At 71.4% G+C, this 18,026-nt stretch carries 23 protein-coding genes; 21 read left to right on the forward strand and 2 right to left on the reverse strand.

What is annotated here, in order from left to right; translation table 11 throughout:
• Nucleotides 1-55 precede the first annotated feature (55 nt).
• From hisD to ACIRR9_RS09745, 10 genes are all read left to right on the forward strand, one after another.
• On the forward strand, nt 56-1,381 hold the full coding sequence (gene hisD / locus ACIRR9_RS09700) for a histidinol dehydrogenase (RefSeq protein WP_403749363.1): 1,326 nt from the start codon (nt 56-58) through the stop codon (nt 1,379-1,381).
• A complete protein-coding gene (locus ACIRR9_RS09705) occupies nt 1,378-2,484 on the forward strand; it encodes a histidinol-phosphate transaminase (protein ID WP_384563816.1) in 1,107 nt (368 codons plus the stop codon). The genes hisD and ACIRR9_RS09705 overlap by 4 nt, the downstream gene beginning before the upstream one ends.
• Nucleotides 2,481-3,074 carry an imidazoleglycerol-phosphate dehydratase HisB gene (gene hisB / locus ACIRR9_RS09710; protein WP_123977923.1) on the forward strand — a complete coding sequence of 198 codons (594 nt, stop codon included), beginning with the start codon at nt 2,481-2,483 and terminating at the stop codon, nt 3,072-3,074. Before ACIRR9_RS09705 ends, hisB begins: the two co-directional genes overlap by 4 nt.
• 3 nt (nt 3,075-3,077) lie before the next feature.
• A complete protein-coding gene (locus ACIRR9_RS09715) occupies nt 3,078-3,242 on the forward strand; it encodes a hypothetical protein (RefSeq protein WP_365335979.1) in 165 nt (54 codons plus the stop codon).
• Nucleotides 3,233-3,883, forward strand: coding sequence for an imidazole glycerol phosphate synthase subunit HisH (gene hisH / locus ACIRR9_RS09720; protein WP_403749366.1), 651 nt, complete (start codon nt 3,233-3,235; stop codon nt 3,881-3,883). The genes ACIRR9_RS09715 and hisH overlap by 10 nt, the downstream gene beginning before the upstream one ends.
• Nucleotides 3,880-4,605: a bifunctional 1-(5-phosphoribosyl)-5-((5-phosphoribosylamino)methylideneamino)imidazole-4-carboxamide isomerase/phosphoribosylanthranilate isomerase PriA gene (gene priA / locus ACIRR9_RS09725; protein WP_403749367.1), complete on the forward strand. Its 726-nt coding sequence runs from the start codon at nt 3,880-3,882 to the stop codon at nt 4,603-4,605. The genes hisH and priA overlap by 4 nt, the downstream gene beginning before the upstream one ends.
• Nucleotides 4,602-5,006 (forward strand): RidA family protein, encoded by a 405-nt coding sequence (locus ACIRR9_RS09730; protein WP_403749369.1) that lies wholly within the window; start codon nt 4,602-4,604, stop codon nt 5,004-5,006. Before priA ends, ACIRR9_RS09730 begins: the two co-directional genes overlap by 4 nt.
• The gene (hisF, locus tag ACIRR9_RS09735) at nt 5,003-5,758 is read left to right on the forward strand and encodes an imidazole glycerol phosphate synthase subunit HisF (RefSeq protein WP_123977927.1); all 756 of its coding nucleotides are present in this window, start codon (nt 5,003-5,005) and stop codon (nt 5,756-5,758) included. Before ACIRR9_RS09730 ends, hisF begins: the two co-directional genes overlap by 4 nt.
• Before the next feature lie 127 nt (nt 5,759-5,885).
• A complete protein-coding gene (locus ACIRR9_RS09740; protein WP_403749371.1) occupies nt 5,886-6,476 on the forward strand; it encodes an ArsR/SmtB family transcription factor in 591 nt (196 codons plus the stop codon).
• A 15-nt stretch (nt 6,477-6,491) separates the two neighbouring features.
• Nucleotides 6,492-7,736 carry an MFS transporter gene (locus tag ACIRR9_RS09745; protein WP_403749374.1) on the forward strand — a complete coding sequence of 415 codons (1,245 nt, stop codon included), beginning with the start codon at nt 6,492-6,494 and terminating at the stop codon, nt 7,734-7,736.
• A 29-nt stretch (nt 7,737-7,765) separates the two neighbouring features.
• Here the strand turns inward: ACIRR9_RS09745 and ACIRR9_RS09750 are convergent, their stop codons facing one another.
• Nucleotides 7,766-8,164, reverse strand: a complete 399-nt coding sequence (locus ACIRR9_RS09750) for a VOC family protein (protein ID WP_403749378.1) — start codon at nt 8,162-8,164, stop codon at nt 7,766-7,768.
• 26 nt (nt 8,165-8,190) lie between these two features.
• Entirely contained in the window at nt 8,191-8,826 is a 636-nt protein-coding gene (locus ACIRR9_RS09755; RefSeq protein WP_403749380.1) for a TIGR03085 family metal-binding protein, read from the reverse strand.
• Between the two features lie 82 nt (nt 8,827-8,908).
• Here ACIRR9_RS09755 and hisI point away from each other — a divergent pair, with 82 nt between their 5' ends.
• From hisI to lgt, 11 genes are all read left to right on the forward strand, one after another.
• Entirely contained in the window at nt 8,909-9,331 is a 423-nt protein-coding gene (gene hisI / locus ACIRR9_RS09760; RefSeq protein ID WP_403749382.1) for a phosphoribosyl-AMP cyclohydrolase, read from the forward strand.
• Nucleotides 9,332-9,342: 11 nt separating this feature from the next.
• Complete coding sequence (locus tag ACIRR9_RS09765) at nt 9,343-10,821, forward strand: anthranilate synthase component I (protein WP_403749384.1); 1,479 nt, start codon at nt 9,343-9,345, stop codon at nt 10,819-10,821.
• A gap of 72 nt (nt 10,822-10,893) precedes the next feature.
• On the forward strand, nt 10,894-11,538 hold the full coding sequence (locus ACIRR9_RS09770; protein ID WP_365335969.1) for a TIGR02234 family membrane protein: 645 nt from the start codon (nt 10,894-10,896) through the stop codon (nt 11,536-11,538).
• Between the two features lie 262 nt (nt 11,539-11,800).
• A complete protein-coding gene (locus tag ACIRR9_RS09775) occupies nt 11,801-12,070 on the forward strand; it encodes an HGxxPAAW family protein (RefSeq protein WP_362314344.1) in 270 nt (89 codons plus the stop codon).
• A gap of 78 nt (nt 12,071-12,148) precedes the next feature.
• Nucleotides 12,149-12,604, forward strand: coding sequence for a DUF2752 domain-containing protein (locus tag ACIRR9_RS09780; protein ID WP_403749386.1), 456 nt, complete (start codon nt 12,149-12,151; stop codon nt 12,602-12,604).
• Between the two features lie 147 nt (nt 12,605-12,751).
• The gene (gene trpC / locus ACIRR9_RS09785; RefSeq protein ID WP_365335968.1) at nt 12,752-13,561 is read left to right on the forward strand and encodes an indole-3-glycerol phosphate synthase TrpC; all 810 of its coding nucleotides are present in this window, start codon (nt 12,752-12,754) and stop codon (nt 13,559-13,561) included.
• A gap of 21 nt (nt 13,562-13,582) precedes the next feature.
• Complete coding sequence (trpM, locus tag ACIRR9_RS09790; RefSeq protein ID WP_366358037.1) at nt 13,583-13,753, forward strand: tryptophan biosynthesis modulator TrpM; 171 nt, start codon at nt 13,583-13,585, stop codon at nt 13,751-13,753.
• Between the two features lie 137 nt (nt 13,754-13,890).
• Nucleotides 13,891-15,174, forward strand: a complete 1,284-nt coding sequence (trpB, locus tag ACIRR9_RS09795; protein ID WP_403749388.1) for a tryptophan synthase subunit beta — start codon at nt 13,891-13,893, stop codon at nt 15,172-15,174.
• Nucleotides 15,171-15,989, forward strand: coding sequence for a tryptophan synthase subunit alpha (gene trpA / locus ACIRR9_RS09800; protein ID WP_365335966.1), 819 nt, complete (start codon nt 15,171-15,173; stop codon nt 15,987-15,989). Before trpB ends, trpA begins: the two co-directional genes overlap by 4 nt.
• A gap of 109 nt (nt 15,990-16,098) precedes the next feature.
• Nucleotides 16,099-16,875, forward strand: coding sequence for a DsbA family protein (locus ACIRR9_RS09805; protein WP_403749391.1), 777 nt, complete (start codon nt 16,099-16,101; stop codon nt 16,873-16,875).
• A gap of 92 nt (nt 16,876-16,967) precedes the next feature.
• The gene (lgt, locus tag ACIRR9_RS09810; protein ID WP_403749393.1) at nt 16,968-17,960 is read left to right on the forward strand and encodes a prolipoprotein diacylglyceryl transferase; all 993 of its coding nucleotides are present in this window, start codon (nt 16,968-16,970) and stop codon (nt 17,958-17,960) included.
• The last annotated feature ends 66 nt before the right edge of the window (nt 17,961-18,026 follow it).

Below are 18,026 nucleotides of genomic sequence, written 5' to 3' on the forward strand. Positions count from 1 at the left end.
TCAGCCATTGATACGCGCGGACGGGCCCCGAGTGCCGTCTGAGAGAATTGATTCCGTGATCTCCCGAATCGATCTGCGCGGCGACGCCCTTCCCGAGGGACCCGCCCTGCGCGACCTGCTGCCCCGAGCCGACTTCGACGTCTCGGCCGCCCTGGAGAAGGTGCGTCCGATCTGCGAGGCCGTGCATCATCGGGGCGACGCGGCGCTGATCGACTTCGCCGAGAAGTTCGACGGGGTCACCCTGGAGCAGGTGCGGGTGCCCGCCGAGGCGCTCACGAAGGCGCTCGAAGAACTCGACCCGGCCGTGCGCGCGGCCCTGGAGGAGTCCATCCGGCGCGCCCGTCTCGTCCACCGCGAGCAGCGTCGTACGAACCGCACGACCCAGGTCGTGCCCGGCGGTTCCGTCACCGAGAAGTGGGTGCCGGTCGAGCGGGTCGGGCTCTACGCGCCCGGCGGCCGCTCGGTCTACCCCTCCTCCGTGATCATGAACGCGGTGCCCGCGCAGGAGGCCGGTGTCGAGTCGATCGCGCTCGCCTCCCCGCCGCAGGCCGACTTCGGCGGTCTGCCGCACCCGACGATCCTCGCCGCCTGCGCCCTGCTCGGCGTCGACGAGGTGTACGCGGCCGGCGGCGCCACCGCGGTCGCGATGTTCGCGCACGGCACCGAGTCCTGCCCGCCCGCCAACATGGTCACCGGCCCCGGCAACATCTGGGTGGCCGCCGCCAAGCGCTACTTCACCGGCAAGATCGGCATCGACGCCGAGGCGGGCCCGACCGAGATCGCCGTCCTCGCGGACGCCACCGCCGACCCGGTGCATGTCGCCGCCGACCTGATCAGCCAGGCCGAGCACGACCCGCTGGCCGCCGCCGTCCTGGTCACCGACTCGGCCGAGCTCGCGGACGCGGTGGAGCAGGAGCTGCAGCCGCAGGTCGCGGCCACCAAGCACATCGACGACCGGATCGTCCCCGCCCTGAAGGGCCGGCAGTCCGCGATCGTCCTGGTCGACGGCATCGACGAGGGCCTGCGGGTCGTCGACGCGTACGGCGCCGAGCACCTGGAGATCCAGACGGCCGACGCAGCCGCCGTGGCCGACCGGGTGAAGAACGCGGGCGCGATCTTCATCGGCCCCTGGGCGCCGGTCTCCCTCGGCGACTACGCCGCCGGGTCCAACCACGTGCTGCCCACCGGCGGCTGCGCGTGCCACTCCTCCGGCCTGTCCGTGCAGTCGTTCCTGCGCGGCATCCACATCGTCGACTACACGCAGGACGCGCTGGCCGAGGTCGCGCATCACGTGGTCACGCTGGCGGAGGCGGAGGACCTGCCCGCGCACGGCGCGGCGATCAAGGCTCGGTTCGGTTGGAAGGTACCCGAAGGCAAGTGACAGGCATCGACGATCTCCCCGTACGGGACGAGCTGCGCGGCAAGTCCCCCTACGGAGCGCCCCAGTTGGACGTTCCGGTACGGCTGAACACCAACGAGAACCCGTACCCGCTGCCCGAGCCGCTGGTCGAGCGGATCACGGAGCGGGTCCGCGAGGCCGCCCGCGACCTGAACCGCTACCCCGACCGGGACGCGGTGCAGCTCCGCACCGAGCTGGCCAAGTACCTGACGAAGACCGGCCACCACCCGGTCGGCATCGAGAACGTCTGGGCGGCCAACGGCTCCAACGAGGTCATCCAGCAGCTGCTGCAGACCTTCGGCGGCCCCGGCCGTACCGCCATCGGTTTCGAGCCGTCGTACTCGATGCACGCGCTGATCTCGCGCGGCACCGGCACGGGCTGGATCTCCGGTCCGCGCAACGCCGACTTCACCCTCGACGTCGAGGCGGCCTCGGCGGCCATCGCCGAGCACAAGCCGGACGTCGTCTTCATCACCACCCCCAACAACCCCACGGGCAACGCGGTCCCGCCCGAGACGGTCCTCGCGCTCTACGAGGCCGCCCAGGCCGCCAAGCCCTCCATGGTCGTCGTCGACGAGGCCTACATCGAGTTCAGCCACGGCGCCTCGCTGCTGCCACTGCTCGAAGGACGGCCGAATCTCGTCGTCTCCCGGACCATGTCGAAGGCCTTCGGCGCGGCCGGACTGCGCCTCGGCTACCTCGCCGCGGACCCCGCGGTGGTGGACGCCGTACAGCTGGTACGGCTGCCGTACCACCTGTCGGCGATCACCCAGGCGACCGCCCTGGCCGCCCTGGAGCACACCGACACGCTGCTGAAGTACGTCGAGCAGCTGAAGGCCGAGCGGGACCGGCTGGTGGGCGAGCTGCGGGCGGCGGGCCTCGAAGTCACCGAGTCCGACGCCAACTTCGTGCAGTTCGGGCGGTTCGAGGACCCGCACCGGGTGTGGCAGCAGATCCTCGACCGGGGGGTCCTGGTCCGGGACAACGGAGTGCCCGGCTTCCTGCGGGTGTCCGCCGGAACCCCCGAGGAGAACGACGCGTTCCTCGACGCGGTACGTGAAGTCAAGAAGGAGCTGGACGCATGACCCGCGTAGGGCGCGTGGAGCGCACCACCAAGGAGACCTCGGTCCTCGTCGAGATCGACCTCGACGGCACCGGCAAGACCGACATCGCCACCGGCGTCGGCTTCTACGACCACATGCTCGACCAGCTCGGCCGGCACGGTCTGTTCGACCTCACCGTGAAGACCGACGGCGACCTGCACATCGACTCGCACCACACCATCGAGGACACCGCCCTCGCCCTCGGCGCCGCCTTCAAGCAGGCGCTCGGCGACAAGGTGGGGATCTACCGGTTCGGCAACTGCACGGTCCCGCTGGACGAGTCCCTCGCCCAGGTCACCGTCGACCTCTCCGGCCGCCCGTACCTCGTGCACACCGAGCCCGAGAAGATGGCGCCGATGATCGGCGAGTACGACACCACCATGACCCGGCACATCCTGGAGTCGTTCGTCGCCCAGGCGCAGATCGCCCTGCACGTGCACGTGCCCTACGGACGCAACGCGCACCACATCGTGGAGTGCCAGTTCAAGGCGCTGGCCAGGGCACTGCGCTACGCCTCCGAGCGCGACCCGCGCGCGGCCGGCATCCTCCCGTCCACGAAGGGTGCGCTGTAAGCCATGAACGGGCTGTCCACCGTCCTGATCGTCGTCGGCCTCTTCCTGGTCGGCGGAATCATCTCCTTCGCCAAGCAGAAGATGCCCACCAGCCTGATCGTGCTGCTCTCGATCGGCGCCGCGATGTGCCTGGTGGCGGGCGTCGTGAGGCTGGAGGTGTGGAATTGAGCGGATCCGCCAAGAAGGTCGTCGTCTTCGACTACGGCTTCGGGAACGTCCGGTCCGCCGAGCGGGCCCTCGCCCGCACCGGGGCCGATGTCGAGATCACCCGTGACTTCGACAAGGCCATGAACGCGGACGGGCTGCTGGTGCCGGGCGTCGGCGCCTTCGCCGCCTGTATGCAGGGACTGAAGGAAGCCCGCGGGAACTGGATCATCGACCGCCGGCTGTCCGGCGGACGGCCGGTGATGGGCATCTGCGTCGGCATGCAGATCCTGTTCGCGCGCGGCATCGAGCACGGCGTGGAGACCGAGGGCCTCGACGAGTGGCCCGGCTCGGTCGAGCCGCTCCAGGCCGAGATCGTGCCCCACATGGGCTGGAACACCGTGGACGCGGCGCCCGGCTCCCAGCTTTTCGCCGGCCTGGACGCCGAAGCGCGCTTCTACTTCGTGCACTCCTACGCCGTCCACGACTGGTCGCTGGAGACCCACAACGCCTCGATGCGGGCCCCGCTCGTCACCTGGTCCACGCACGGCAAGCCGTTCGTCGCCGCGGTGGAGAACGGCGCCCTGTGGGCCACCCAGTTCCACCCCGAGAAGTCCGGCGACGCCGGCGCCCAGCTCCTCACCAACTGGATCGGAACACTGTGAGCAAGCTCGAACTCCTCCCCGCCGTCGACGTCCGCGACGGCCAGGCCGTCCGCCTCGTGCACGGCGAGTCGGGAACCGAGACCTCCTACGGCTCCCCCCTCGAAGCCGCCCTCTCCTGGCAGGCGTCGGGCGCCGAGTGGCTCCACCTGGTCGACCTGGACGCCGCGTTCGGCACCGGCGACAACCGCGCGCTGGTCGCGGAGGTCACCCAGGCCATGGACATCAAGGTCGAGCTCTCCGGCGGCATCCGCGACGACGCCACGCTGGCCGCCGCGCTCGCCACCGGCTGCACCCGGGTGAACCTCGGTACAGCCGCCCTGGAGACCCCCGAGTGGGTCGCCAAGGTCATCGCCGAGCACGGCGACAAGATCGCGGTGGGCCTGGACGTCAAGGGCACCACCCTGCGCGGCCGCGGCTGGACCCGCGACGGCGGCGACCTCTACGAGACGCTGGCGCGCCTCGACAAGGAGGGCTGCGCGCGGTACGTCGTCACCGACATCGCGAAGGACGGCACGCTCCAGGGCCCGAACCTGGAACTGCTGAAGAACGTCTGCGCGGCGACGGACCGGCCGGTCGTGGCCTCCGGCGGCGTGTCGTCGCTGGACGACCTCCGCGCGCTCGCCGAACTGGTACCCCTCGGTGTCGAGGGCGCCATCGTCGGAAAGGCGCTGTACGCCAAGGCGTTCACCTTGGAAGAAGCACTGGAGGCAGTGTCACGATGACGTCCGATGCCGTACGGCGAGTGCAGAGCGGGAGTCCCTGGGAAGAGTCCTTCGGTTTCGCACGCGCCGTGGCGGCGGGCGACCGAGTGCTGGTGGGCGGTACGACGTCCTTCAAGGGCACCGTGCTGTACGGGGAGGGCGACCCGTACGAGCAGGCCAAGGTGGCCTTCACCAGCGCCGTCGACGCGATCGGCGAGTTCGGGCTGGACATCGGGTCCGTGATCCGCACCCGGATGTACCTGACCCATGTGCGGGACGTGGACGCGGCGGGCCGGGCCCACAAGGAGATCTTCGACAGGGTGCGCCCGGTGTCCACCCTGCTGGTGGTGGAGGGTTTCGTCGACCCGCGCATCCTGGTGGAAGTAGAGCTAGAGGCATACAGAGGAGCCGTGGATTCATGACCCTGGCGGTCCGAGTCATCCCCTGCCTGGACGTGGACAACGGCCGGGTCGTCAAGGGCGTCAACTTCCAGAACCTGCGCGACGCGGGCGACCCGGTCGAGATGGCCAAGGTCTACGACGCCGAGGGCGCCGACGAACTGACGTTCCTGGACATCACCGCGTCCTCCGGCAACCGGGAGACCACGTACGACGTGGTGCGCCGCACGGCCGAGCAGGTCTTCATCCCGCTGACGGTCGGCGGCGGTGTGCGTGCGGCCGAGGACGTGGACAAGCTGCTGCGGGCGGGCGCCGACAAGGTGGGCGTCAACACGGCGGCGATCGCCCGTCCGGACCTGATCCGGGAGATCGCGGAACGTTTCGGCCGCCAGGTGCTGGTCCTGTCGGTCGACGCGCGCCGTACCGAGTCGGGTTCCTTCGAGGTCACCACTCACGGCGGCCGCCGCGGCACCGGCATCGACGCGGTCGAGTGGGCACACCGGGCCGCCGAGCTGGGCGCGGGCGAGATCCTGCTCAACTCGATGGACGCGGACGGTACCAAGGACGGCTACGACCTGGAGATGATCGCGGCCGTACGCAAGCACGTCACGGTCCCGGTCATCGCCTCCGGCGGTGCCGGGAAGCTGGCCGACTTCGCCCCGGCCGTCGCGGCGGGCGCGGACGCGGTCCTGGCGGCCTCCGTCTTCCACTTCGGCGACCTCAGGATCGGCGAGGTGAAGCAGACGCTGCGGGAGGCGGGCCACCCCGTGCGGTGACGACGCTGCGCAGAGCTTGAGCCCCGGTGCCCGCGATGGGCGCCGGGGCTTTTCGCCGGGCAGATACGAAAGAGAAGTTGCGCAAAATTCATTGCGCAACTTTTCTTTCGCATCTAGGGTCGGTGGCATGACGGGCAAGGAGCGAGACCTCCACATCACCGACATCGGCACGCTGAAGGCGCTGGCCCATCCGCTGCGCATGAAGCTCTACCGGGGCCTGATCGTGGCCGGCAGGGCGACCGCCTCACAGCTGGCCGAGCAGGTGGACGAGGCCGTCTCGCTGGTCAGCTACCACCTGCGCAAGCTCGCCGAGCACGGCCTGATCGAAGAGGCCGAGCCGCAGAGCGCGGACGGCCGGGAGCGCTGGTGGCAGCCCGCCTCCGACGGGATCAGCATCCGGGACCGCGATTTCCGGGACGCGCCCGAGAAGGCGGCCGCCCACCTGGCCGCCACCCGGCTCTTCCACGAACAGCGGGCCGACATGTACCGCCGCTACCTCGACGAGCGCGCCACCTGGAGCGCCGAATGGAACGCCGCCGCGCCCGACAGCGAGTCCCTGCTCCGCCTGACCGCGGCCGAACTGGACGAACTCCGCGCGGAACTGGTCGCGCTGGCCAGGAAGTACGACGAGAAGGGCCGGTCCGCCGAAGCGAACGGCGACACCGAGGGGCGCGAGCACGTCGCGCTGCACATGTACGGCTTCCCGTTCCGCGTCTGAGAAGGGCTCACCTCCGTGACCGCGACCCTCGTACCTCCCGCTCCCGCCGCCCACCGCCCCGCCCACCGCGACCCCAACGTCCTGCGCTGGCTGGGCGCCTACGCCTCCTCCATGGTCGGCGACAGCGTCTACTACATCGCCCTGTCCTGGGCCGCCGTCCGGGCCGGTTCGCCCGCCCAGGCCGGGGTGGTGATGTCCGTCAGCGCGCTGCCCAGAGCCGTACTGATGCTGTTCGGCGGAGTGGTCGCCGACCGGCTGGGGCCGCGCCGGGTGGTCATCGGCAGCGACGCCGTGCGCTGCGCGGCCGTGCTCGCGGTGGCGGCGCTGCTGTTCCTGACCGGCCCGGGGCTGTGGCCGCTGGCCGCGCTCGCCCTGGTCTTCGGCACCGTCGACGCCGTGTTCATGCCCGCGGTCGGCGCCCTCCCCGCGCGCGTGACCAGCCGTGACCAGCTCGCGCGCGTGCAGGGCATGCGCGGTCTGGCCATCCGCTTCGCGAGCGTCGTCGGCGCCCCGCTGGGCGGCCTCGGGGTCGCCGTCGGCGGCGCGGCGGCCGCCTTCGGCCTCGCCGGGCTGCTGATAGCGGTGTCCGTCCCCCTGCTGATATCCGTGCGGGTGCGGGAACTGCCCGCCGAGGACCGCGCCGCCGCCCCGACCCCCTGGCAGGACCTGCGGGCCGGCCTCGCCCATGTCCGCCGCCACCGGGTCCTGGCGCCGCTGATGCTCGCCATCGCACTCGGCGACCTGGGCTTCGTCGGTCCCCTCAACGTCGGACTGACCCTGCTCGCCGACCGGCGCGGCTGGGGCGCCGCCGGCATGGGCTGGGTGCTCGCCGGGTTCGGGGCCGGCGCCGGCGCCGCCGCGCTGCTGCTGGCCGTCCGGGGCCGGCTGCCCCGCGCCGGTCTGGTCGCCGCGTACGCGATCCTCGCCGGCTCGGTCGCCATCGGCGCCCTCGCCTTCGTGCCGAGCCTGGTCGGCGCGGTCGGCGTCGCCGTACTGATCGGGCTGCTCGCCGGGCTCAGCGGCGCGATGTGCGGGGCGCTGCTGCAGACCCGGACCGACCCCGCGTACCTGGGCCGGGTCACGGCCCTCTCCGGCCTGGTCAGCCTGGGGCTGGCCCCGCTGAGCATGCCGCTGGCCGCCGCCGCGATCGGCGCCTTCGGGCTCGGACCGGTGTACGTCGTCAGCGCCGCCGTCTGCGGGCTCGGCGGGGTCGTCGCCCTGGCCGCACCGGGACTGCGCCGGGCCGAGCTGCCCCGCTGAGGCCCCCGGCTGCGCAGCCCTTCGGCTCCTCAGCCCTTCGGCTCGGCCAGCTGGATCAGGTTGCCCACGGTGTCGTCCAGGATCGCGGCGATGATCGGCCCCTGCTCCTGCGGCCCGTGCGTGAACCGGACACCGAGGGCGCTCAGCCGCTCGTACTCCGCCTGGATGTCGTCCACCGAGAAGACGATGGCCGGGAGCCCCGCCTCGTACACGGCCTTGCGGTACGGCTCCGCGATGGGGCCCTGGCCGGGTTCCAGGAGCAGCTGGAGGTCCCGCTGGGCCCCCTCGGCCGCGCCGACGGTCACGAACAGGGTGCCGCCGCCCAGGTCGAGGTGGGTGCGGGTCTCGAAGCCGAGGACGTCCGTGTAGAAGGCGTGCGCCCGGGTCACGTCGTCGACGTAGACGCTCGTCATCGCGACCTTGATCATCGTGCGCTCCTCGGATGCCCGGTTGCTCAGATGCCCAGTTGCTTCGACTCGTGCAGCTTGGTGATCGCGTTCTCGTCGCCGTCCAGCTCGACCTTGGCCGCGTTCACCCGGCCGAAGGCGAACATCAACAGTTCGGAGGGCTCACCGGTCGCCGTCACCACCGGGGCGCCGCGGTGGGCGACCGCCGTCTGGCCGTCGGGGCGGCGCAGCACCAGGCCCGTCGGCACGCCCCGGCCCAGCAGCCGCGCGGTGCGCTCCAGACGCGCCCACAGGGCGTCCTGGAAGACCGGGTCCAGCTCGCGCGCCGACCAGTCCGGCTGGGCGCGGCGGACGTCCTCCGTGTGGATGTAGAACTCCACCGTGTTGGCCGCCTCGTCGACCTGCTTCAGCTGGAACGGCGAGAACTTCGGCGGCCCGGTACGGATCAGCTGGATCAGCTCCTCGTACGGCTTCGCGGCGAACTCCGCCGTCACCTTCTCCAGCCGTGGCGCGAGCTGCTTGAGCACCGTGCCTCCGGCCGCGTCGGGCCGGCGTTCGCGCACCACCACGTGCGCGGCCAGGTCGCGGGTCACCCAGCCCTCGCAGAGGGTCGGCGCCTCGGGACCGGCGGTCTCCAAGAGGTCGGCGAGCAGAAGCCGTTCACGCTTGGCGAAGGTCGACATGGGGCCAGCCTACGACCCCACACACGGTCCGGACAGTGGACACGGACCGTGACTGTCGGTGCCGCGCGGCACAATGGCACCCATGACCAGTACGACCGGTACGCCCCAGCCCAGCGGCCTCGCCCCGGAGCTCGCCGCCCGCCTCAAGCGCAGCGCCGACGGGCTCCTCCCCGCCATCGCCCAGCAGTACGACACCGGCGAGGTACTCATGCTGGGCTGGATGGACGACGAGGCCCTGCACCGCACCCTCACCACCGGCCGCTGCACCTACTGGTCGCGCAGCCGCCAGGAGTACTGGGTCAAGGGCGACACCTCCGGCCACTTCCAGTGGGTCAAGTCGGTCGCCCTCGACTGCGACGCCGACACCGTGCTGGTCAAGGTCGACCAGGTCGGCGCCGCCTGCCACACCGGCGACCGCACCTGCTTCGACGCCGACGTGCTCCTCAAGGACGCCGAGCACGCTCACGAAGGCGCCGATTCCGGCGTACCCGCCTCGGATCAGTAAGGTCTGCCGCCATGGACCTCGAGACCTTCCGCAAGCTGGCGACCGACCGGCGCGTCATTCCGGTCACCCGCAAGCTCCTCGCCGACGGCGACACCCCGGTCGCGCTCTACCGCAAGCTCGCCGCCGAGCGCCCCGGCACCTTCCTGCTGGAGTCCGCCGAGAACGGCCGCTCCTGGTCCCGGTACTCGTTCGTGGGCGTGCGTTCCTCCGCCACCCTCACCGCCCGCGACGGCCAGGCCCACTGGCTCGGCGCCCCACCGGTCGGCGTGCCCGTCGAGGGCGACCCGCTGGCCGCCCTGCGTGCCACCATCGAGACCCTGCACACCCCCCACCAGGAGGGGCTGCCGCCCTTCACCGGCGGCATGGTCGGCTATCTCGGCTACGACATCGTGCGCCGCCTGGAGAAGATCGGCCCCGGCGAGCGGGACGACCTCAAGCTGCCCGAGCTGACCATGCTCCTCACCAGCGACCTAGCCGTCATGGACCACTGGGAGGGCTCGGTCCTGCTGATCGCCAACGCGATCAACCACAACGACCTCGACACGGGTGTCGACGAGGCCTACGCCGACGCGATCGCCCGGCTCGACGCCATGGAGGCCGACCTCTCCCGCCCGGTCGCCCAGCCCCCGGCCGTCCTGCCGCCCTCCGAACTCCCCGAGTACACCGCCCTGTGGGGCGGCCCCGACTTCCAGGTCGCCGTCGAGGACATCAAGGAACGCATCCGCGCGGGCGAGGCCTTCCAGGTCGTCCCCTCGCAGCGCTTCGAAACCCCGTGCACGGCGAGCGCGCTGGACGTCTACCGGGTGCTGCGGGCCACCAACCCGTCCCCGTACATGTACCTGTTCCGCTTCGAGGGCTTCGACGTCGTCGGCTCGTCGCCCGAGGCCCTGGTCAAGGTCGAGGACGGGCGGGCCATGGTCCACCCCATCGCCGGCACCCGGCCGCGCGGGGCCACCCCGCAGGAGGACCAGGCCCTCGCCGACGAGCTGATGGCCGACCCCAAGGAACGCGCCGAGCACCTGATGCTCGTCGACCTCGGACGCAACGACCTGGGCAGGGTCTGCGAGCCGGGCTCCGTCGAGGTCGTCGACTTCATGTCCGTCGAGCGGTACTCGCACGTCATGCACATCGTCTCGACGGTCACCGGAAAGGTCGCCGAGGGCCGCACCGCCTTCGACGTCCTCACCGCCTGCTTCCCGGCCGGCACCCTCTCCGGCGCCCCCAAGCCCCGGGCCATGCAGATCATCGACGAACTGGAGCCGTCGAGGCGGGGGTTGTACGGCGGCTGCGTCGGCTACCTCGACTTCGCCGGGGACTCCGACACCGCCATCGCCATCCGAACGGCCCTGCTGCGGGACGGCACGGCGTATGTGCAGGCGGGCGCCGGTATCGTCGCCGACTCGAACCCGGTCGCCGAGGACCAGGAGTGCCGCAACAAGGCGGCGGCGGTCCTGCGCGCGGTGCACACGGCCAACAGACTGGGCAAGTAGCCGCCCGGACCGGGCAAGTGGGGCGCTTCTCACTCGACCCCGGGTGACCGTTCGCCCGGGGTTCAAGCGATAGTGGAGTACGTGACTGCTGTTCCTCACCCCCGTTCCGAAGCCGCCGCGACCGAGCGGTCCGGCCGCCGCAGCCTCGCCATCGCGCTGCTGTTCGGTGCGCTCGGCGCGGCCGTGGCCCTGCTGGCCAGCCGGCAGCGCTGGGCGGCGGGCACCGCGACGGTGGCCGGCGGCGCCTTCCCGCTGACCGCCAAGGGCAGCGACGTCACGGGCGTCCCCGCGGCTCTCGCCATAGTGGGCCTCGCCGCGCTCGTCGCCGTCTTCGCCGTCCGCAAGGCCGGCCGTTTCCTGGTCTCCGGGCTCCTCGCGCTCTCCGGCGCCGGCATCGCCGCCGCCGCCCTGCTGGGCGCGTCCGACGGCTCCGCGCTCGATGAGAAGGCCGCCACGGCAAGCGGCGACACCTCCGCGACGGTCGACGCCCTCACCCACACCGGCTGGCCTTACGTCGCCGCGGCCGGCGGCGTGCTCATCCTGGTCGCCGGGCTGCTCGCGCTGCGCTACGGCCGCCTCTGGCCCGCCATGTCCGGCCGCTACGAGCGCGGCACGGGTACCCCGCGGCCGCGCCGCGCGCCGAAGCCGGTCGATCCCGACCGGCCCGAGGACATCTGGAAGGCGCTGGACCGGGGCGAGGACCCGACCGGCGCGTAGCGCTTCGCCGGGGGCGCCGAGGGGGGTGTGTGTCGTCCGCGGCGCCGTCGTGGCTGGTCGCGCCCGCGCGGCGGTAGCCGCAAATCAAATACAGCCCCGCGCCCCTTACGGGGCGCTGCAGCTGACGGGGCGCTTCGGCTGGTGGGGGCCTTCAGGCGATGTGGCGAATCAGACGTCACCCCCGCGTCCCGCACCGGTACTCGTACGGGACAATGGAGGTCGAGCGTCCGGAAGGACACGTACGAGCAACGAGGAGCAAGTCATGGCGGGCAGCAGCCACGGTCACACCCCGGCCGCCTGGACCGGCGTCACCATCGCCTTCATCGGTTTCTGCGTCGCGGGCGCCTTCATGGTGATGGCCCAGCCGCTGGGCTTCTGGGCCGGCATGGTGATCGTGGTCCTCGGTGGTGTCGTGGGCATGGTCATGCGGTCCATGGGTCTCGGCATGCCGAAGCGGGACAACGGTGGCGCCCTGGTGATGTCGCACTCCGCCCCGGTCGTCACCCGCGAGCCGGTCGCCGCCGAGGGCTGACCGACCAGAGCTTTCCCGAGGAGGGGCGCCCGGATCCGGGCGCCCCTCCTCGTGCGTGTGCCGACCGTACGGGGCACAATGCGAGGCGTGAACGCCCACAGTCACAGCGCAGCCGCAGCCGCCCCGCCTGCGATGCCTTCCCTCCGGGGACGGCTGGCCGTGCCCGCGGGAGTGCTGGCCGCCGTCGTCGGGGCCTTCGCCTACGTCGGCACCGTCGACCCCAACCAGCCCGGCCACTACCCGGTCTGCCCCCTCTACCGGCTCACCGGGCTGTACTGCCCCGGCTGCGGCGGCCTGCGCAGCGCGCACGCGTTCGTCCACGGGGACTTCCTGGCCGCGCTGCAGGACAACGCGGCGGGCGTGGTCGCCTATCTGGCCTTCGCCGTGGTGTGGACCGTCTGGGTGGTGCGCGCGGTACGCGGCCGGTCCGCCCGGATCGAGCTCAGACCGGTGCAGATGTGGAGCCTGGGCGCGTTGGTGCTGGTCTTCACCGTTGTCCGGAACCTGCCGTTCGGTGGCTGGTTGCATCCTTGATCAACTAGGGAACGTCCAGGTAGTGGGACCGGCGTCGGCCGGATGTGAGGCCTGTGCCGTCCTGCGGATACCATCGCAGTGACCATGAGTTTTCCGGCTCATGGGATTTGACCGCCTGGAAGAACCGTCAGGAAGGGGGCCGCTCGCGTGAGTGTGCTCGACGAGATCATCGACGGAGTCCGTGCCGACCTCGCGGAGCGGCAGGCGCGCGTCAGCCTCGACGAGCTCAAGGAGCGCGCGGCGAAGGCGCCCGCCGCCAAGGACGGTGTGGCCGCGCTGCGCGGTGAGGGCGTCAAGGTCATCTGTGAGGTCAAGCGCTCCAGCCCCTCCAAGGGCGCGCTGGCCGCGATCGCCGACCCGGCCGGGCTCGCCGCGGACTACGAGGCGGGCGGCGCGGCCGTCATCTCGGTCCTGACCGAGCAGCGCCGCTTCGGCGGCTCGCTGGCCGACCTGGAGGCGGTCCGGGCCCGGGTGGACATCCCGGTGCTGCGCAAGGACTTCATCGTCACGTCGTACCAGCTGTGGGAGGCCCGCGCGTACGGCGCCGACCTCGCGCTGCTGATCGTCGCCGCCCTCGACCAGCCGGCCCTGGAGTCGCTGATCGAGCGCGCGGTCTCCATCGGCCTCACCCCCCTCGTCGAGGTCCACGACGAGGACGAGGTCGAGCGTGCGGTGGACGCCGGCGCCAAGATCATCGGCGTCAACGCGCGCAACCTGAAGACCCTGGAGGTCGACCGCACCACCTTCGAGCGGGTCGCCCCGGAGATCCCCGACCACATCGTCAAGGTCGCCGAGTCCGGCGTCCGCGGCCCGCACGACCTGATCGCCTACGCCAACGCGGGCGCCGACGCGGTCCTGGTCGGCGAGTCCCTGGTCACGGGCCGCGACCCCAAGTCGGCGGTGGCCGACCTGGTGGCGGCGGGCGAACACCCCGCGCTCCGGCACGGCCGGGGCTGATCACCCGCTAGGCTGAACCCGATGACTCTCACGGTGACGACGACAGTGGACCGGTACGCCCGCCTCGCGCGCGGCTGCCGGCCCCGCGGTTGCCGCGCCCCGGCACGCCGGGTCCACGGCCGTCGGGTCCGCTACGTCATCGGCGACGAACCGGGACAGGTGAACGGCCGTCGATGGCAGCGCGCCCTTTAGGGGCGCGGGGCTGTATTTGATTCGCGGCTACCGCCGCGCGGGCGCGACGGGCCACTGACGGCCCGCAGCCATCGGCCATATCCCCGCCCCCACGGCGAACAGTGTCTTTTCACACGCACTCACCGTGAGGTTCTGGCATGCCCAGCGATTTCTTCTTCCCTGACCCCACCGGTCAGGTGCCCAGCGTCGAGGGCTACTTCGGCGCATTCGGCGGCAAGTTCATCCCGGAGGCCCTCGTCGCCGCCGTGGACGAGGTCGCCGTCGAGTACGACAAGGCCAAGCACGACCCCGAGTTCGCCCGCGAACTCGACGACCTGCTCCTCAACTACACGGGCCGCCCGTCGGCGCTCACCGAGGTCCCCCGGTTCGGCGCGGAGGCAGGCGGCGCCCGGATCTTCCTCAAGCGCGAGGACCTGAACCACACCGGCTCGCACAAGATCAACAATGTGCTCGGCCAGGCCCTGCTCACCAAGCGCATGGGCAAGACCCGGGTGATCGCCGAGACCGGTGCCGGCCAGCACGGTGTGGCCACGGCCACCGCCTGCGCCCTGTTCGGCCTCGACTGCACCGTCTACATGGGCGAGATCGACACCCAGCGCCAGGCCCTCAACGTGGCCCGGATGCGCATGCTCGGCGCCGAGGTCATCGCCGTGAAGTCCGGCAGCCGTACGCTCAAGGACGCCATCAACGAGGCGTTCCGGGACTGGGTGGCCAACGTCGACCACACCCACTACCTCTTCGGTACGGTCGCGGGACCGCACCCCTTCCCGGCCATGGTCCGCGACTTCCACCGGGTGATCGGCGTCGAGGCCCGCCGCCAGATCCTGGAGCGCGCCGGCCGTCTCCCCGACGCGGCGATCGCGTGCGTCGGCGGCGGCTCCAACGCCATCGGCCTCTTCCACGCGTTCATCCCCGACGAAGGCGTCCGCCTCATCGGCTGCGAGCCGGCAGGCCACGGCATCGAGACCGGCGAGCACGCGGCCACCCTCACCGCCGGCGAGCCCGGCATCCTGCACGGCTCCCGGTCCTACGTCCTCCAGGACGACGAGGGCCAGATCACCGAGCCGTACTCGATCTCGGCCGGTCTGGACTACCCGGGCATCGGCCCGGAGCACTCCTACCTCAAGGACTCCGGCCGCGGCGAGTACCGCGCGGTCACCGACGACGCGGCCATGCAGGCCCTGCGCCTGCTGTCCCGCACCGAGGGCATCATCCCGGCCATCGAGAGCGCCCACGCCCTCGCCGGCGCCCTGGAGGTCGGCAGGGAACTCGGCAAGGACGGGCTGATCGTCGTCAACCTGTCCGGCCGCGGCGACAAGGACATGGACACCGCCGCGCGCTACTTCGGGCTGTACGACACCGACGCCGAGGTCGCGGCCGACGCCGCCGACACCGCCGAGATCGAGGGGGACGCCAAGTGAGCGGGAACATTCAGCTGCTGTCCGACACCCTCGCCGGTGCCAAGGCCGAGGGCCGTGCCGCGCTCATCGCCTACCTCCCGGCCGGGTTCCCGACCGTGGACGGCGGTATCGAGGCGATCAAGGCCGTGCTCGACGGCGGCGCCGACGTCGTCGAGGTCGGGCTGCCGCACAGCGACCCGGTCCTGGACGGCCCGGTCATCCAGACCGCCGACGACATCGCCCTGCGCGGCGGCGTCAAGATCGCGGACGTCATGCGCACGGTCAAGGAGGCCTACGAGGCCACCGGCAAGCCGATCCTCGTCATGACGTACTGGAACCCCATCGACCGCTACGGCGTCGAGCGCTTCACCGCCGAGCTGGCCGAGGCGGGCGGTGCGGGCTGCATCCTGCCCGACCTGCCGGTCCAGGAGTCGGAGCTGTGGAGGGAACACGCCGAGAAGCACGGCCTCGCGACGGTCTTCGTCGTGGCGCCGAGCAGCAAGGACGAGCGGCTCGCCACGATCACGGCGGCGGGCAGCGGTTTCGTCTACGCGGCCTCGCTGATGGGTGTCACCGGTACGCGTGAATCGGTCGGCGCGCAGGCCCAGAACCTGGTGGAGCGCACCCGGGCCACCGGCACCGGGCTGCCCGTCTGCGTCGGCCTCGGTGTCTCCGACGCGGCCCAGGCCGCCGTGGTCGCCGGCTTCGCCGACGGTGTGATCGTCGGCTCGGCCTTCGTGAAGCGGATGCTGGACGCACCGGACGACGCGGCCGGTGTGGCGGCCGTCCGCGAACTCGCCGGGGACCTGGCGAAGGGCGTGCGCGGACAGGCGTAATCCGGCACCGCGAGATACACCGCTGGACACAGCAGAACATTCGGTCACTCGAACGGGTGGACCTGGGACCGGGGAGGCGCGGTGCGCCTCCCCGGTTCGTTCTGGGGGTGTGAGCGAGAAGAATCGTGACGGAAAGCGGATGGCCCGCGATCGGCTGGCGGCCGAGCGCGAGAAGCAGAGGGCCGCGGAGAAAAGGCGGCGCGCGCTGATCGTGGGCGCGAGCGTGGTCTGCGTCCTGGGCCTGGCCGCAGTGATCGGCATCGTGGCCGCGAACAGGGGCAAGGACAAGAACAGCGCGAGCTCCGGCCCGGTCGTGGCGCCCTCCGGCGCGCAGGGCAAGGACAGCCTCGCGATCCCGGTCGGCAAGGACGGCGCCAAGGCGACGCTCACCGTCTGGGAGGACTTCCGCTGCCCGGCCTGCCAGGCCTTCGAGACGGCGTACCGTCCGACGCTCCACGAGCTGGTCGACTCCGGCAAGCTCAGAATCGAGTACCACCTGGCCACGCTGATCGACGGCAACCTCGGCGGCAGCGGCTCCCGGCACGCGGGCAACGCGGCGGCCTGCGCCCAGGACGCGGGCAAGTTCCGCGACTTCCACGACGTGCTGTACGAGAACCAGCCGAAGGAAACGGACGACGCGTTCTCCAACGACGACAAGCTGATCGAGCTGGCCGGCAAGGTCGACGGCCTGGTCACACCGACGTTCGAGAAGTGTGTGAGGAACGGCACGCACAACGCCTGGGTCGTGAAGTCCAACGAGGCCTTCCAGGCCGGAAACTTCGGCGGCACGCCGACCGTGCTGCTCGACGGCAAGAACATCTACCAGGACCAGACCATGACCCCGGCCAAGCTGAAGCAGCTGGTCGAGGATGCGAACAAGGGTTAGGGCGGGGTAAGCGATTCTCACGCCCCTGTTATGGAGCCGTAGCCGGGCTGGTTGCCGTCGCCCCGGTCCGGCACGGTAGCGTCGACCCTGCCATGGAATATCTTGCCTACATTCCCAGCCCTTCGCGCGGAGTGATCCACCTCGGTCCCATCCCGCTGCGCGGCTACGCGTTCTGCATCATCATCGGTGTCTTCGTAGCCGTCTGGCTCGGAAACAAGCGCTGGATCGCCCGGGGCGGGCGGGCCGGCACCGTGGCCGACATCGCGGTCTGGGCCGTACCGTTCGGCCTGGTCGGCGGACGTCTCTACCACGTGATCACGGACTACGAGCTGTACTTCAGCGCGGGCCGTGACTGGGTGGACGCCTTCAAGGTGTGGCAGGGCGGTCTCGGTATCTGGGGCGCGATCGCGCTCGGCGCGCTGGGCGCGTGGATCGGCTGCCGGCGCCGGGGCATCCCGCTCCCGGCGTACGCCGACGCCATCGCCCCCGGCATCGCCCTCGCCCAGGCCCTCGGCCGCTGGGGCAACTGGTTCAACCAGGAGCTGTACGGCCGCGAGACGCACCTTCCGTGGGCCCTGCACATCACCTCGTCCGAGGGCGGCCGGGTCCCGGGCTACTACCACCCGACGTTCCTGTACGAGTCGCTGTGGTGCATCGGCGTCGCCTTCCTCGTGATGTGGGCCGACCGCCGCTTCACGCTCGGTCACGGGCGGGCGTTCGCGCTGTACGTCGCCGCGTACTGCGTGGGCCGCGGCTGGATCGAGTACATGCGCGTCGACGACGCCCACCACATCCTCGGGCTGCGGCTCAACGACTGGACCGCGATGATCGTGTTCCTGCTCGCGGTGCTGTACATCGTGATCTCGGCGAAGAAGCGGCCGGGCCGGGAGGCCGTGGTCGAGCCGGGCGTCCCCGAGGGTGAGGCCGACGGCGACAGCGACGCCGACGCCAAGGCTGAGGCCGACGGCGAGGCCACCGAGGGCGAGGCGGCTTCGGAGGCGGAGGCCTCCAAGGACGAGGCCGAATCCGAGGACGAGGACGTCGAAGCCAAGGACGAGGCCGGGTCAGGCACCAAGCAGAGCTGACCTGCTGCGATACGACGAAGAGGGCGCCCGGGATCGGACCGGGCGCCCTCTTCGTATGCGGACCGG

This window comes from Streptomyces sp. NPDC101234, assembly GCF_044767525.1.
GTDB lineage: Bacteria > Actinomycetota > Actinomycetes > Streptomycetales > Streptomycetaceae > Streptomyces > Streptomyces sasae.